A 14,697-nucleotide genomic window follows, 5' to 3' on the forward strand; every position below is an offset into this window, starting at 1 on the left:
TCACGCCACCTCGAACCACGCCATCATGCCGGTCTCCTGATGCTCGATGACATGGCAATGCATCATCCAGCGGCCCGGATTGTCGGCGACGAAGGCGACGTCGATCACCTCGTTGGGCAGCAGCAGAACCGTGTCGGCGAGATGCGGCGGCAGGTCGCGCTTGTTCGACTCCAGCACCGTGAAGCTGTGGCCGTGCACATGGATCGGGTGCATGCGCGGGGTCACGTTCTTGAGCGTCAGCCGATAGCTGCGGCCGCGCTCGAAGCGGGCGATCGGCGGCGGAAGGCGGTCCATGCCGCTGCCCGGCCAGGACTGCTTGTTGATCGACCAGAGGCTCGCCGCCGAGAGGCAGAGCGGCCCGAGAAAGCCGCCGTCGTCGCCCGCAGCCGCCTGCACCGCCGCGGCGGTCGCTGTCGCGGAGAAGGTGAAGAGCTGCGGCTCGGCGGCGGAAAGATCGGGCGCCGCGATCCGCGCGGCCGCGAGCGGGGCCGGCGCGAACGGTCCGCTGCGCAGGGCCGGGCCGTGCGCGACGAGACGGGCGAGCGGCACCGGTTTCGCCGCGAAATAGTCGAGCACCGTCGCGCTGCCGCCATCGGCCGGCGTCCGCACGATGACATCGATGCGCATCGCCGGTCCCATCTTCCACGAGCGGAGCGGGAAGGGCGGGCAGGCGAGGCCGTCGATCGCGACGACGACCGCGTCGGCACCCTCGATGCCGAATTCCATGATCCGTGTCGGATCGACATTGAGGATGCGCAGCCGCACATCGGCCGAGGCCGGCACGTCGATCGCCGGCATCTCGGCGCCGTTGACGCTGCGCACCGTGCCGAAGGTGCCGGCGCGGCCGGCGCCCTCCAGCGTCAGGAAGGGCAGGAAGCCGTCACGGGCCTCGTTGAGCCGCCAGTCGCGGATGGCGAGGATCCGCTCCGCGTCATAGGGCTCGACCTCGTCGCCCTCGACGATCAGGACGCCCATGAGGCCGCGGCCGAGCTGCTCGACCGTGTTGCAGTGGGTGTGGAAGAAGAAGGTGCCGGGATCGGGCGGGACGAAGGAGTAGTCGAAGCTCTCGCCCGGCTCGACCGGCTTCTGCACGAGATAGGGCACGCCGTCCTCGGCATTCGGCAGGCGGATGCCGTGCCAGTGGACCGAGACATGCTCGCCCGGTTGCGTCAGGCCGTTGACGAGATGCGTGTCCAGCCGCTCGCCGAGCTTCACGCGCACGACCGGCGGCAGTGCGCTGTCGGTGAAGGTCCAGAGCGGCAGCGCGTTGCCGTTGGAGCAGGGAAGGGCGAGCGAGCGTTCGGCGGCGGTGAGATCGAGCCGCACTACTCCCCCCGGCCCCGGCGGCAATGGCGGCGGCAGGGCACGCGCATCGGCCGGCGCCGAGGAAGGGCGGCCGAACAGCGCCGCGCCGGTGAGCGCGGCCGTGCCGGCGAGGAAGGAACGGCGGCTGAGCATGATGGACTGAAGTCCTAAAGACCCGGCCGAGCGGCGCGGCCGGGTCTTATCTAGGTGTCGGCCGCGGGGCGGTCGATGCGGCGTCTCGCCCTCTTACTGCGCCGTCACGGCGTCGGGATTGTCGAGGCTGTCGGAGCCCTCGACCTCGATCTTGAGGCCGAGCGCCGCGACGACGCCCTCGATGGCGCGGGTCTGGCCGACGAGGCCGTCGATCGCGTCCTGCACGATCTTGTTGCCCTTGTCGTTGCCCGCGCCGATCATCTGGTCATAGGCCTCGCCGCCATCCGACGTGTCCTTCATGACCTGCATCTTCGCGGTGGTCGCGGCGAGCGCGTCGTCGACGCGCTTCGCGGCTTCCGCGTCGCGGGCGGCGGCGTAGTCGCGGATGCTGGCGCCCTCGATCACCGTGCCGTCGGCGCGGGTATACTTCGCCTGCCAGATCGAGACCATGCCGGCCTGGTCGTAGTAGTGGCTGTCGGCGGTGTCGTCCGAGAAGCAGTCATGCTCCTCCTCCGGATCGTGCAGCAGCAGGCCGAGCTTCATGCGCTCGCCGGCGAGCTCGCCATAGGAGAGCGAGCCGAGGCCGGTCAGGATCGTCACGAGGCCGCCGTCGGGACCCTTGGCGTCCAGCTCCTTGCGCGCCTCGCCGCCGTCCTTCCAGTCGTCGGCCATCTCGGTGAGATCGGAGATCAGCAGCTCGGTCGCGGCCTTGAGATAGGCGGCGCGGCGGTCGCAATTGCCGTTGGTGCAGTTCTTGGTGTCGTAGTCGCTGGCCGGACGGTTGCCCGCGCCGGGGCCGGTGCCGTTCAGGTCCTGCCCCCACAGCAGGAATTCGATCGCGTGATAGCCGGTGGCGACATTGGTCTCGACGTCGCCCGCCTCCTGCAGCTTGCGCAGGAGATCGGCATTGATCACCGTCGCGTCGACCTTGTCGGGGCCGATCTGGATTTCCTTGTTGGCGATCACGTTGGCCGTGTAGAGCGGGTTCGAATCCGAGGCGTCGCCATAGGTCTTGGTGTCGACATAGTCGATCAGGCCCTCGTCGAGCGGCCAGGCATTCACCTTGCCCTCCCAGTCGTCGACGATCGAATTGCCGAAGCGGTAGCCCTCGGTCTCCATATAGGCCGGGCGCGCCGCCTTCCACGCCGTGCGGGCGGCGGCGAGCGTCTCGGCCGTGGGATTGGCGATCAGCGCGTCGATGGCGGCGTCCAGCGCCTTGGCGCCCGTGACGGCATCGGCATATTTCGCGGCGGCGATGTCGGCATAGGTCTTGAGGACCGCCTCGGCCGTCGGGCCGTCTGCCGCCCGGGCCGGCATGGCAGCCATGATGGCCACAGCCGCGGTGGCGGCGAGGAAGAGCTTTCCGATCATCAGTCCCGTCTCCTTCGATCGACCGCACCCGCGGTTTCGCGCACGTTTCAACCTCCGGGGCGAGGAAGTCAAGAATATCCAACTCTTTGAAATTGTTCCAATTCCAGACTTGTCGTCGCCTTTGCGCGCGAACCCGCTTGCGCTTTGTGAAATGATATAACATAACGTCCCGGACAGTCGCGATCCGGAGTGAACCCCTTGACCATCGACAGCGAAGCCGGCGCCCTTCCTGCGCCGTCCGCGGGGCATCACGGACATCGGCATGACGCCACCGCCCATCGCGCCACCGCCCATCTCCCCGACGCCCATGATCACGATGCGGATGACGCGCGCGTGTCGCCGGGCGGCTTTTCTCCGTTTCTCGCCTCGGCGCTGGACCGGCTGGCGATCGCGGTCGTCTTCTCCGGTCTCGTGTGGATCGGCGTCGTCTGGGCGCTCGCCTGAATCATGGCCGTCGCACCCTCCATCCTCTGCCGCGATCTGACGCTGTCCTATCGGCGCCATCCGGCCGTGCATCATCTCTCCGGCCGCTTCGCGCCGGGCTCCTTCACCGCCGTCGTCGGCCCGAACGGCGCCGGCAAGTCGACGCTGCTGAAGGGCATCGTCGGGCTGATCCGGCCCGACAGCGGCACGATCGAGATCAGCGGCATCCAGCGCACCGAAATCGGCTATCTGCCGCAGCAGAGCGCGCTTGACCGCGGCTTCCCGATGCGGGTGCTCGATCTTGCCGCGATGGGGCTCTGGCGCCGGACCGGCGCCTTCGGCCGCATCAGCGGCGCGATGCTGGCGCGGGCCGAGGCGGCGCTCGACGCGGTCGGCCTGTCCGGCTTCGAGAACCGCACGGTCGGCAGCCTTTCCGGCGGCCAGTTCCAGCGCGCCCTGTTCGCGCGCCTGCTCCTGCAGGATTCGCGGCTCATCCTGCTCGACGAGCCCTTCGCCGCCATCGATGCCCGCACGGCCGAGGCGCTGCTGGCGCTGGTCGGCCGCTGGCATGCCGAGGGGCGGACGATCATCGCCGTGCTGCACGACATGGACGCCGTCCGCCGGGCCATTCCGGAGACGCTGCTCATCGCCCGCGATCCGATCGCCTGGGGTCCGACAGCGGATGTGCTGACGGAGGCGAATATCGACCGCTCGCGCCGCCTCACCGAAGCCTTCGACGATGGCGCCGAAGCCTGCGAGCGGCCGGCAGCATGACCCTTCTCGATTTCGTGGCGGGGCCGTTCATCGAGTTCGGCTTCATGAGGCGCGCCCTGATCGGCTGCGTCGCCCTCTCGCTTTCGGGCGCGCCGATCGGCGTGTTCCTCGTGCTGCGGCGGATGAGCCTGATGGGCGACGTGATGGCGCATGCCATCCTGCCCGGCGCGGCCGTCGGCTTCCTGCTGTCGGGCTTCTCGCTCTTCGCGATGACCTTCGGCGGTGTCGTGGCCGGGCTGACGGTGGCGCTCGCCGCCGGCGCGATCTCCCGGGCGACCGCGCTCAAGGAGGATGCGAGCTTCGCCTCCTTCTATCTCGTCTCGCTCGGGCTCGGCGTCCTGATCGTCTCGCTCAAGGGCTCCAACATCGACCTGCTGCACGTGCTGTTCGGCAATGTGCTCGCGCTGGACGATGCCGCGCTGATCCTGATCGCCTCGATCGCGACGGCGACCTTCCTCGCTTTCGCGGTGATCTACCGGCTTCTCGTCGCCGAGTGCTTCGATCCCGGCTTCCTGCGCACGATCGGCGGCGCGGGCGGGGCGGTGCATTTCGTCTTTCTCGTCCTGGTCGTGCTCAACCTCGTCGGCGGCTTCAACGCGCTCGGCACGCTGATGGTGGTGGGACTGATCGTGCTGCCCGCGGCCTCGAGCCGCTTCTGGGGCGAGGGCATCGGCCTGCAGATCGTCGCGGCTTCGATCATCGGCATCGTCTCGTCGGTGGTCGGGCTCGTCGTCTCCTACCATTTCGGCCTGCCCACCTCGCCTGCCATCATCCTCACGGCCGGCGCCATCCATGCCGTCTCGATCCTTGCCGGACCGAACGGCAGCATCCTGAGTCAGGCGCTGCGTGCGCAGCATCTGAGGGGCTGATCCTTCCTCAACCGACGGAGACTTCCATGCGGATAAACCGTTTCCTGATCACCGCCGCCCTCGCGACGGTGCTCTCCAGTCCTGCCTTTGCGGCCGAGCCGCTCAAGGTGGTGGCGAGCTTCTCCATCCTCGGCGATCTCGCCGCGGAAGTGGGCGGCGACCACGTCAAGGTCACGACCCTCGTCGGCCCGAATGGCGACGCCCACACCTTCGAGCCCTCTCCGACCGACGCCAAGGCGCTGTCCGAGGCGAAGGTGCTGGTCGAGAACGGCCTCGGCCTCGAGAACTGGATGGAACGCCTCGTCGCCGCCTCGGGCTTCAAGGGCGAGACGGTCGTCGCCTCCAAGGGCGTGAAGCCGCGGGAGTGGGAGGGCGATGCCGAGGAGGCGCACGAGCTCTCGCATGACGACCATGGCCATGCGCTCGATCCGCATGCCTGGCAGGACCCGAAGAACGGTGTCCTCTATGTGAAGAACATCGTCGCCGGCTTCGTCGCCGCCGATCCGGCGAACAAGGCCGACTACGAGGCGAACGGCAAGAAGCTCGAGGACGAACTCGTCGCGATCGACGCCAATCTCAAGGCGGCCTTCGCCAAGGTTCCGGCCAGCCACCGCCGCATCGTCACCAGCCATGACGCGTTCGGCTATCTCGGCGCCGCCTACGACATCCAGTTCATCGCGCCGGAGGGCATCTCGACCGAGGCTGACGTCTCGGCCGCCGACGTCGCCAAGATCGTCCGGCAGATCAAGGACGAGAAGATCCAGGCGATGTTCGTCGAGAACATCAGCGACCCGCGCCTCATCGAGCAGATCTCGCGCGAGACGGGCGTGAAGGTCGGCGGCGAGCTGTTCTCGGACGCGCTCTCCCAGCCCGACGGTCCGGCGCCGACCTATATCAAGATGTTCAAGAACAACGAGAGCCAGCTGCTCGCCGCGATCGGCGGCAGCTGACCCTAGAGCCGCGCGAGCGCCGCCTCGACGGCGGCGCGACGCGGCATCGGCGCCACGGCGCCATAGCCTTCGGTCGCGAGCCCGGCCGCCGCGTTCGCATAGAGCGCGGCGGCGAACGGGTCCCCGTGCTTCAGATATTCGGCGAGGAACGCGCCGTCGAAGGTGTCGCCGGCGCCGGTCGCGTCGACGGGCTTCACCTTGATGGCGTCGATCTGGCGGTGCTTCTCGTGCGTCGCGACCAGCGTGCCGGCGCCGCCCTGCGTCACGATGGCGATCCGCGCGCCGAGATGCAGGTAGAAGTTCGCGATCCTGAGCGGATCGGTGAGGCCGGTCAGCGCCGTCGCATCCTCGATGCTCGTCTTCAGGATATGCGCGAGACCCGCCGAGGCGTGGATGATCGCCCGCGCCCGGTCGATCGGCCAGAGCCGCGCCCGCAGGTTCGTATCATACGAGACGAGGCCGCCCGCCGCCCGCACCGTGTGCATGGCGAGGAAGACGGCGTCCGCCGCCGCCGCGGAGATGGCCTGGCTGATGCCGGAAGCGTGCAGGATGCGCGCGCCGCGCACATAGTCGAGCGGGATTTCGCCAGGGCCGAGAAGGCTCGCCGCCGATCCGGCGCGGCGATAGGAGAACTGGTGCCCCTCCGGGCCATGCGTCACGAAATAGAGGCCGGTGGGTGCGTTCGGGTCGCGCTTCACGGCGCTCGTATCCACGCCTTCCGACCGCCAGAGTTCGAGGAACGAGTCGCCGAAGGCGTCGGTGCCGATCGCGGTCAGCATGCCGACCGAAGCATCCTGGCGCGCCGCGGCGATCGCCGCGTTGGAGGCATCACCGCCATGGCCCGGATGAAAGTCCGTTTCGCCCTCGGGCTGGTTCAACTCGAACATCGGCTCGCCGATGCAAATGATGTCGGGGCTCAACGCGGCTCCTCCCAGAGCGGACAGCGATGCGGCGGCGCGCCGGGAAGGCGCGTCGCCGCAAAGGGATAGAGCAATTTGCCCGAGGCGCGAAGACCGGAATTGCCCGCCCTTCGCCTTGCGTCAGCCTGCCGGTGTGTTCCCGATCGCGTCGAGCTCGGCGAGCGCATCCTCGGGAAGCGCCAGCGCGCCGGCCGCGAGATTCTGCTCGAGATGGGTGACCGACGAGGTGCCGGGGATGAGCAGGATGTTCGGCGAGCGCCGCAGCAGCCAGGCGAGCGCCACCTGCATCGGGGTCGCGCCGAGGCGCGCCGCGACGCCGTTCAGCGCCGCCGATTGAAGCGGCGAGAAGCCGCCGAGCGGGAAGAAGGGCACATAGGCGATGCCGTCCTTCGCGAGCGCGTCGATCAGTGCGTCGTCAGCGCGATGGGCGATGTTGTAGAGGTTCTGCACGCAGACGATGTCGGTGATCGCGCGGGCCGCCGCGACCTGCGCCGGCGTCGCGTTGCTGATGCCGATATGGCCGATCACGCCCCGCCGCTTGATGTCGGCGAGCGCCTCGACGGCCTCCTCGACCGGCCCTTCGGCCGGTCCCAGCGTATCGAACATCAGGCGAAGATTGACGACCTCGAGCCGGTCGAGCCCGAGATTGGCGCGGTTCTCGTCGACCTGGATGGCGAGTTCGGCCGGCGAGGCGGCGCGGTTCCACGATCCGTCGGCTCCACGACGCGCACCGACCTTCGTGACGATGGTGAGGTTGTCCGGATAGGGGTGCAGCGCCTCCTTGATGAGGCGATTGGTGATGTGCGGGCCGTAGATGTCGGCGGTGTCGATATGGTCGACGCCGCGCTCCACGGCGGCGCGCAGCACGGCGAGCGCTGCCTGATGATCGCGCGGCGGGCCGAAGACGCCGGGGCCGGCGAGCTGCATCGCGCCATAGCCGACGCGCTTCACGGTGCGATCTCCGAGCGTGAACGTCGGGGAGGCGAGGGGTGACTGGGTGGATGTCGAAGCCATCGGTGATCTCCTTCGAGGACAGGCGATAGCTAGGACCTCAACGGCTGCTCAATAATCTGCCATTATCGGAACGGGCTGTGCGGAGTAGCGAACAATGAAGCCGGACCTCGGTGATCTTTCGGCGTTTCTCGCCGTGGCGCGCGCCGGCGGCTTTCGCGGCGCCGCCAAGACGCTCGGTGCCAGTCCCTCGGGCGTCAGCGAGGCCGTGCGCCGCCTCGAGGAAGGGCTCGGGCTGCGGCTGTTCAACCGCACGACGCGCAGTGTCGTTCCGACCGAGGCCGGACGGCGGCTGCTTGAGCGGCTGCAGCCCGCGCTCGGGGAGGTCGAGGCGGCGCTCGATGCCGTGAACAGCCTCCGCGACCGGCCGGCTGGCCCGCTGAGGCTCAACGTGCCGTTCAGCGCCGCGCGGCTGGTGCTGCCCTCGATCGTGGCGCCGTTCCTGGCCGCCTATCCGGAGATCCGGCTCGATATCGTCGCGGAGGACGCCTATGTCGATCTCGTCGCCGTCGGGTGCGATGCCGGCATCCGCTATGACGAGCGATTGCCGCAGGACATGATCGCGGTGCCGATCGGCCCGCGCCGCCAGCGTTTCGCCTGCGCCGCCGCGCCGGCCTATCTGGCGGAGTTCGGGCGTCCCGAGCATCCGCGCGACCTCGTCGCCCATCGCTGCATCACGGCGCGGCTCGCCAGCGGCGCCATGCATGACTGGGAGTTCGAGCGCGAGGGCCGGATCGAGCTGGTGCGGGTCAGTGGCCCCCTGGTCATCCAGCCCGGCGCGGCCTTCGATCTCGCGATCGAGTCCGCCGCGCGCGGGCTCGGCGTCGTGATGATCTTCGAGGACTGGCTGCGTCCGCATTTCGAGAGCGGCGCGCTGGTGCCCATCCTCGAAGAGTGGTGGCAGTCCTTTTCCGGACCGTTCCTCTATTATCCCGGCCGCCGTCTCGTGCCCGCGCCGCTCAGGGCCTTCATCGATTTCATCCGCCGGGATGCGTCTTCAGCCACTGCGTGAAGTGGGGCCGGATCGGCGAGTCGGATCAGGGGCTTCCGCGACTTTCCTCGGCTATCGATTCCGCTGCTCTACACCGTCCCCTCGATGGCGCGGCGGAACAGCGTCTCGTATTCGGCGACGCCGACCTTCACCGGATTGCCGCCGGTCGAGGGATCGTGCTCGGCCATCTTCGCCGCTTCCGGGAGCACGCTGTCGTCGACGCCGATCTCCTTCAGCGTATGCGGGATGCCGAGTTCGGCGCGGAGCGCCAGCACCCAGTCGATGACGCTCGAGGCCGAGTGGCCGGGAAGGTCCAGATAGCGGGCGAGCGCAGCGAGCTTCTCCGAAATGGCCGGCGCGTTGAAGGCCAGCACATAGGGCATGACGACCGCATTGGTGAGCCCGTGATGCGTGCCGCGCAGACTGGAGCAGGGATGGCTCATGGCATGCATCGCGCCGAGCCCCTTCTGGAAGGCGACGGCGCCCATCGACGAGGCGATGAGCATGTAGGCGCGGGCCTCGATCCGGCTGCCGTCCGTCACGGCGACCGGCAGCCATTCCTTGACGAGCCGCATGCCTTCCAGCGCGATGCCCTGCGACATCGGGTGGAAGAACGGGCTCGACCACGCCTCCAGCGAATGGCTGAGCGCGTCCATGCCCGTCCAGGCGGTGATCTTCGGCGGCAGGCCGACCGTGAGCTCGGGATCCTCGATGACGAGCCTCGGCTGCATCTTCGGATGGAAGATGATCTTCTTGGTATGGTCGGCCGGATCGGTGATGACAGCGGCGCGGCCGACCTCCGACCCCGTGCCGGCGGTGGTCGGCACGGCGACGATCGGCGCGATGCCGTTGGCGTCGGCCCGCGTCCACCAGTCCTCGCGATCCTCGAAGTCCCAGACCGGGCGCGTCTGGCCGGCGATGAAGGCGATCGTCTTGCCGATATCCATCGCCGATCCGCCGCCGAAGGCGACGACGCCATCGTGATTGCCGGCGCGATAGGCGGCGAGGCCGTCGTCGAGATTGGCGAGGGTCGGGTTGCCGTCGACCTTGGAGAAGACCGTGTAGGGCACGCCGGCGCCGTCGAGCACCGCCAGCGCCTTCGCGACGATCGGCAGGCCCGCGATGCCCGGATCGGTCACGAAGAGCGGCCGCGTGATCCCCGCCGCGTTGACCGCTTCGGCCAGCTCGCCGATGCGACCGGCCCCGAAGCGGATCGCGGTCGGATAGGACCAGTTGGCGGTGAGCGAGGCGTAGCTGTCGAGCATGGGTGTCTCCGGGATCGAAACGGTCTTACTTGGCGCTGAGACGCAGATGGAAGGCCTTCGGCCGGGTCAGATGCTCGTAGCCGACGCGCGAGAGCGTCGCGCCGCGGCCGGTCTGCTTGACGCCGACCCAGGGCAAAGCGGGATCGAGGAAGTCGCAGCGGTTCATGTAGACGGTGCCGGTCTCGATGCGGTCGCCGATGCTCTCGGCCGCTTCGAGGTCCTCGGTCCAGATCGCGGCGGTGAGGCCGAAGGGCGAATCGTTCATGAGCGCGATCGCCTCCTCGTCGCTCGACACCTTCATGATGCCGAAGGCCGGTCCGAAGGTCTCCTCCATCATGAAGCGCATCGAATGGTCGACATCGACGAGCACCTGCGGCGCCAGATAGGCGGTGCCCTCGGCGGCTTCCGGGAAGCGCGAGGGATCGATCAGCGGCTTCGCGCCGGCATGGACGGCCTCGTCGACCTGATCCCTGATGAACTTCGCCGCCGAGGCGCGGACGACCGGGCCGAGCGTCGTCGCCGGGTCGGTCGGGCTGCCGAGCTTGTAGGCGTTCACCGTCGCCACCGCGCCCTCGACGAAGGCGTCGTAGACGCTTTCGTGGACATAGACGCGCTCCATGGCGCAGCAGGACTGGCCGGAATTGAAGAAGCCGCCATCGACGATGTTCTCGATCGCGAAGGGGAGGTTCGCGTCGGCGCGCACATAGGCCGGATCCTTGCCGCCGAGCTCCAGCGTCGTCGCCGGGAAGTTCGGCGCGCCGGCGACCGAGGCCATGATGTGGCGGCCGCCGGCCGTCGAGCCGGTGAAGCCGACCTGGTCGACGAGGCCGGAGCGGATGACGCGGTCGGTCACCTCATGCGACATGTTCACGAACTGGAACACGTCCTGCCAGAGCCCGGCCTTGGCGAAGGCGGCCGCGAAATGCTCCGCGACCAGCGCCGTCTGGCTCGAATGCTTCATGACGACGGTGTTGCCGGAGAGGATCGCCGGCAGCACGGCGTTGAGCGCCGTCATGTAGGGATAGTTCCAGGCCGGCAGGTTGAGGCAGACGCCGAACGGCTCGCGGCGGATATAGCGCTTGAAGTTCTCCTTCGGCCCGACATCGATGTCGGCGAGGGCGGAGGGCGCGATCTCGATCATGTAGCGCGCGCGCTCCTCGAAGCCGCGCATCTCGCCATGGCCGTAGCGGATCGGCCGGCCCATCTGCCAGGCGAGCAGCTCGGCGACGCGGTCCTTCTCGGCCACCATGGCGTCCGTGAACCCGGTGGCGATCGCCTGCCGCTCGGCCATGCTCGAGGTGCGCCATGCGCGCTGCGCCGTGCGGGCCCGCTCCAGCACGGCGAGCACCTCGCTTTCGCTGGCAAGCGGCCGCTCGGCATAGACGGAGCCGTCGACGGGCGTGACGATCTTAAAGACGGGTGCGTTCATGATGTTGGTTCTCGATCCGTGCGGGCGTCCGAGCGGGCCGGGCGCGATGCCGGCAATCAATACCTCTCGAACCCTCTCTGCAACTCCCAGTCCGTGACGCGGCGGTCGTATTCGAACTGCTCCCAGCGTCCGGTGTGCAGATAGTGATCGACGACGCCGTCGCCGAGGGCGGCGCGCATGACGGCCGAGCCGTCGAGCGCCACGATCGCGTCGCGCAGCGTCTTCGGCACTTCGCGGACGCCGGACGCGCCATAGGCGTCGCCGGAGAAGGCCGCCTCCAGCGCGAGCTTCTCGTCCATGCCGTGCAGGCCGGCGGCGATCAGGGCGGAGAAGGCGAGGTAGGGATTGAGATCGGCGCCGCCGATGCGGCATTCGGTGCGCACCGACTTGCCCTCGCCGACGACGCGGAAGCCGGCGGTGCGGTTGTCGACCGACCAGACGGCCTTGGTCGGCGCGAAGGTGCCGACCTGGAAGCGCTTGTAGGAGTTGATGTAGGGCGCGAGGAAATAGGTGAAGTCGGGCGCCAGCGTCAGATGGCCGGCGAGCCAGGACTTCATCGTCGCCGACATGCCGAGCGGGTCCTTCTCGTCCATGAACAGCGGCTTCTTCGCCTTGTGGTCCCAGAGCGAGGAATGGATGTGCGACGACGAGCCGGCGAGGTCGTAGCGCCACTTGGCCATGAAGGTGACCGAGCGGTTCTGGAGATGGGCGATCTCCTTGATGCCGTTCTTCATGACGACGTGCCAGTCGGCCATCGTCAGCGCCTCGGCATAGCGGATGTTCACCTCTTCCTGTCCCGGCCCCCATTCGCCCTTGGAGTTCTCGATCGGAATGCCGGCGCCCATCAGCCCGTTGCGGATCGCGCGCAGCAGCGGCTCGTTCTTGGTCGTCTGGAGGATGTGATAGTCCTCGATGTAGTTCCCCATCGTCTTCAGGTCGCGCCAGCGCTTGCCCGAGGCGCTCTCGAAGGTCTCGTCGAAGACGTAGAATTCGAGCTCGGAGGCGAAGAAGGCCGACATGCCCCGATCGGCGAGGCGCTTCAGTTGCGCCTTCAGCATCGCGCGCGGGCTGTGCGGCAGGTCCTCGCCGTGATGGTCGCAGACATCGGCGAGCATCAGCGCCGTGCCTTCGAGCCAGGGGATGCGCCTCAGCGTCGTGATGTCCGGCTTCAGGACGAAGTCGCCATAGCCCTTCTCCCAGCTCGCCGCCTGGTAGCCGGGCACCGGCTCCATGTCGATGTCGACGGTGAGCAGGTAGTTGCAGGCATGCGTCTCGTGGATGGCGCTGTCGAGGAAGAAGGCGCCAGTGAAGCGCTTGCCGACGAGGCGTCCCTGCATATCGGGGAAGGCCACGATCACCGTGTCGATCGTGCCGGCGTCGATCGCCGCCTCGAGTTCCTTCAGCGTCATCGTGCCGGTCATGGTCGTTCCTTCGGGTATCGCGGGAGGTGGGTTCATGCCGCCCCGGCCGGTGTGGGAACGGCCGGGGCGGCAATCGGGGCGGCCCCGGGGGGCCGCGCCTTGGCTGGGGGAGCGGTTCTTCCGTCCCCGACGATGGTCAGGCCTCGCCGACGGCCTTTTCGGCGGCCTCGATGGCCGCCTTGCGCCGCGCGATCATGTCGCCGATCGGCGGGCCCTGGAAGCGGCGATTCTCGAACGCGACCCAGATGACCGCCGTCACCACCACGAAGCCGACCGTGATGTAAAGGGCCCACTGGTTCGGCGGCTGGATGCCGATCACGAAAATCAGGATCATCGACACCACCGACAGCACCGCGAACAGCGTGAACAGCCCGCGGCCCATGTTCCAGGGTCCCATTTTCGGCCATTTCGCGGTGCCGTAGGCGAAGAGCCCGAGCACGATCGGAATGACGAAGGAGAAGAACAGGAAGATGACGGTGCAGGACACGACGATCGTATAGACCGGCGTATCGCCGATCGAGACGAGCGAGGAGCCCCAGACGAAGAGGACCGCCAGGATGGCGCCGGTCCAGATCGCGGCGACCGGGGTGCGGAATTTCCGGCTGACGCTCGACAATGCGCCGGAGGCCGGCAGGCCGCCGTCGCGCGAGAAGGCGAAGATCATGCGCGAGACCGAAGTCACCGTCGCGAGGCCGCAGAGGAACTGCGACACGAAGATCGCAAGATAGAGCACATATTTGACCGTCGGGTTCACCTGGGCGTCCATGGCCCAGAAGAAGACGTTCCAGCCCTGCTTCGCCGCATCGTCCATGTTCGGGATCATGAGCACGAACGAGCACAGCATGATGTAGCCGAACACCGCCGACCAGACGACCGACATGACCATGCCGCGCGGCACGGAATGGGCCGCCTTCACCGTCTCCTCGGAGGTGTGCGCCGAGGCGTCGTAGCCGGTGATCGTGTAGATCGGCAGCAGGAGGCCGAGCAGGAACACCCACCATTCCGACACCTGCGGCCAGACATTGCCGCCGGCCTCGCCGGAATAGTTGGCGAAGGTGAAGAGCCGCGCGAAGTCGTAGGAGGGCGCCGAGGCGAGGCAGACGAGCGCCAGCACCACCGCCGTTGCGAAGATGAGATAGCCCGAGAAGTCGGTGAGCCTGGCGGTGAGGCCGATGCCCATGTGGTTGATCAGCGCCTGCAGGCCCGTGAGCACCGCGAGGAAGAGCACGCGGCTGGTGATCGTGTCTTCCCAGCCGAGCAGCGGCCCGAACGCGCCGACGAAGAAGTAGTAGGTGCCGACATTGATGGCGCCGAGCACGGTCACGAGGCCGAGCAGGTTGAACCAGGCCGTCACCCAGCCGGTGAAGCGGTTCCCGAGGATCGAGCCCCAGTGATAGAGGCCGCCGGCAGTCGGATAGGCCGAGGAGATCTGCGCCATCGCGAGCGCGAACACGCCCGAGATGAGGCAGCCGAGCGGCCAGCCGATGCCGATCGCGGCGCCGCCCGCGCCCGATGTCGCCTGTGCGAGCGAATTGATGCCGCCCGAAAGGATGCAGATGATCGAGAAGGAGATCGCGAAGTTCGAGAAGCGGCTCATCCGCCGTTCCAGTTCCTGGGCGTAGCCCATGGAATGGAGGACATGGATGTCCGCCTTCTTGTCGGCCTCCGAATAGGAATCGCGCACGCTCATGCCATGCTCCCGTCGCTGACCCGGGGCGGTCGGCCCTCGCCGGACCACCCGATCGGGCGATGCCCCGTCACTGTTCCCGCGGCGGTTGATCCGCCGTATCCTTTCGGGGCCCGTGGTCTTGCGCC

13 protein-coding genes are annotated in these 14,697 nt (G+C 68.1%); 5 read left to right on the plus strand and 8 right to left on the minus strand.

The window, feature by feature from the left end; translation table 11 throughout:
* Together QO015_RS19040 and QO015_RS19045 are read right to left on the minus strand one after the other, a co-directional pair.
* Positions 1–1,458 carry a multicopper oxidase family protein gene (locus QO015_RS19040; protein WP_266283578.1) on the minus strand — a complete coding sequence of 486 codons (1,458 nt, stop codon included), beginning with the start codon at positions 1,456–1,458 and terminating at the stop codon, positions 1–3.
* A 93-nt stretch (positions 1,459–1,551) separates the two neighbouring features.
* Positions 1,552–2,829, minus strand: coding sequence for an imelysin family protein (locus QO015_RS19045; RefSeq protein ID WP_370877438.1), 1,278 nt, complete (start codon positions 2,827–2,829; stop codon positions 1,552–1,554).
* A gap of 198 nt (positions 2,830–3,027) precedes the next feature.
* Here QO015_RS19045 and QO015_RS19050 point away from each other — a divergent pair, with 198 nt between their 5' ends.
* The 4 genes from QO015_RS19050 to QO015_RS19065 are packed head-to-tail and all read left to right on the plus strand — an operon-like array spanning position 3,028 to position 5,845.
* The gene (locus QO015_RS19050) at positions 3,028–3,273 is read left to right on the plus strand and encodes a hypothetical protein (RefSeq protein ID WP_266283580.1); all 246 of its coding nucleotides are present in this window, start codon (positions 3,028–3,030) and stop codon (positions 3,271–3,273) included.
* Between the two features lie 3 nt (positions 3,274–3,276).
* Complete coding sequence (locus tag QO015_RS19055; protein WP_266283582.1) at positions 3,277–4,026, plus strand: metal ABC transporter ATP-binding protein; 750 nt, start codon at positions 3,277–3,279, stop codon at positions 4,024–4,026.
* A complete protein-coding gene (locus tag QO015_RS19060; RefSeq protein ID WP_266283584.1) occupies positions 4,023–4,895 on the plus strand; it encodes a metal ABC transporter permease in 873 nt (290 codons plus the stop codon). The genes QO015_RS19055 and QO015_RS19060 overlap by 4 nt, the downstream gene beginning before the upstream one ends.
* 26 nt (positions 4,896–4,921) lie before the next feature.
* The gene (locus QO015_RS19065; protein WP_266283585.1) at positions 4,922–5,845 is read left to right on the plus strand and encodes a metal ABC transporter substrate-binding protein; all 924 of its coding nucleotides are present in this window, start codon (positions 4,922–4,924) and stop codon (positions 5,843–5,845) included.
* Between the two features lie 2 nt (positions 5,846–5,847).
* On the opposite strand, the gene QO015_RS19070 is transcribed toward QO015_RS19065, so the two are convergent.
* On the minus strand, positions 5,848–6,765 hold the full coding sequence (locus QO015_RS19070; protein WP_266283587.1) for a sugar kinase: 918 nt from the start codon (positions 6,763–6,765) through the stop codon (positions 5,848–5,850).
* A 120-nt stretch (positions 6,766–6,885) separates the two neighbouring features.
* Entirely contained in the window at positions 6,886–7,779 is an 894-nt protein-coding gene (locus QO015_RS19075; protein WP_266283589.1) for an oxidoreductase, read from the minus strand.
* Between the two features lie 94 nt (positions 7,780–7,873).
* On the opposite strand from QO015_RS19075, the gene QO015_RS19080 reads away from it, so the two are divergent.
* Positions 7,874–8,788 (plus strand): LysR family transcriptional regulator, encoded by a 915-nt coding sequence (locus tag QO015_RS19080; protein WP_266283591.1) that lies wholly within the window; start codon positions 7,874–7,876, stop codon positions 8,786–8,788.
* A gap of 68 nt (positions 8,789–8,856) precedes the next feature.
* On the opposite strand, the gene QO015_RS19085 is transcribed toward QO015_RS19080, so the two are convergent.
* The 4 genes from QO015_RS19085 to QO015_RS19100 all read right to left on the minus strand — a co-directional run bounded on the left by QO015_RS19085 (position 8,857) and on the right by QO015_RS19100 (position 14,572).
* Positions 8,857–10,032 carry an iron-containing alcohol dehydrogenase gene (locus QO015_RS19085; RefSeq protein WP_266283593.1) on the minus strand — a complete coding sequence of 392 codons (1,176 nt, stop codon included), beginning with the start codon at positions 10,030–10,032 and terminating at the stop codon, positions 8,857–8,859.
* Positions 10,033–10,057: 25 nt separating this feature from the next.
* Entirely contained in the window at positions 10,058–11,461 is a 1,404-nt protein-coding gene (locus QO015_RS19090) for an aldehyde dehydrogenase family protein (protein WP_266283595.1), read from the minus strand.
* A 56-nt stretch (positions 11,462–11,517) separates the two neighbouring features.
* Positions 11,518–12,882 carry a glutamine synthetase family protein gene (locus tag QO015_RS19095; RefSeq protein WP_266283596.1) on the minus strand — a complete coding sequence of 455 codons (1,365 nt, stop codon included), beginning with the start codon at positions 12,880–12,882 and terminating at the stop codon, positions 11,518–11,520.
* A 136-nt stretch (positions 12,883–13,018) separates the two neighbouring features.
* Complete coding sequence (locus tag QO015_RS19100) at positions 13,019–14,572, minus strand: amino acid permease (RefSeq protein WP_266283597.1); 1,554 nt, start codon at positions 14,570–14,572, stop codon at positions 13,019–13,021.
* Positions 14,573–14,697: the final 125 nt, after the last annotated feature.

Source organism: Kaistia geumhonensis, assembly GCF_030815145.1.
Lineage (GTDB): Bacteria > Pseudomonadota > Alphaproteobacteria > Rhizobiales > Kaistiaceae > Kaistia > Kaistia geumhonensis.

Bases quoted from the DNA above. Each gene is read 5' to 3' on its own strand.
- QO015_RS19080 (WP_266283591.1), top strand. From the start codon at position 7,874: ATGAAGCCGGACCTCGGTGATCTTTCGGCGTTTCTCGCCGTGGCGCGC.
- QO015_RS19045 (WP_370877438.1), bottom strand. From the start codon at position 2,829: ATGATCGGAAAGCTCTTCCTCGCCGCCACCGCGGCTGTGGCCATCATG.
- QO015_RS19100 (WP_266283597.1), bottom strand. From the start codon at position 14,572: ATGAGCGTGCGCGATTCCTATTCGGAGGCCGACAAGAAGGCGGACATC.
- QO015_RS19095 (WP_266283596.1), bottom strand. From the start codon at position 12,882: ATGACCGGCACGATGACGCTGAAGGAACTCGAGGCGGCGATCGACGCC.
- QO015_RS19055 (WP_266283582.1), top strand. From the start codon at position 3,277: ATGGCCGTCGCACCCTCCATCCTCTGCCGCGATCTGACGCTGTCCTAT.
- QO015_RS19065 (WP_266283585.1), top strand. From the start codon at position 4,922: ATGCGGATAAACCGTTTCCTGATCACCGCCGCCCTCGCGACGGTGCTC.
- QO015_RS19040 (WP_266283578.1), bottom strand. From the start codon at position 1,458: ATGCTCAGCCGCCGTTCCTTCCTCGCCGGCACGGCCGCGCTCACCGGC.
- QO015_RS19060 (WP_266283584.1), top strand. From the start codon at position 4,023: ATGACCCTTCTCGATTTCGTGGCGGGGCCGTTCATCGAGTTCGGCTTC.
- QO015_RS19090 (WP_266283595.1), bottom strand. From the start codon at position 11,461: ATGAACGCACCCGTCTTTAAGATCGTCACGCCCGTCGACGGCTCCGTC.
- QO015_RS19075 (WP_266283589.1), bottom strand. From the start codon at position 7,779: ATGGCTTCGACATCCACCCAGTCACCCCTCGCCTCCCCGACGTTCACG.
- QO015_RS19085 (WP_266283593.1), bottom strand. From the start codon at position 10,032: ATGCTCGACAGCTACGCCTCGCTCACCGCCAACTGGTCCTATCCGACC.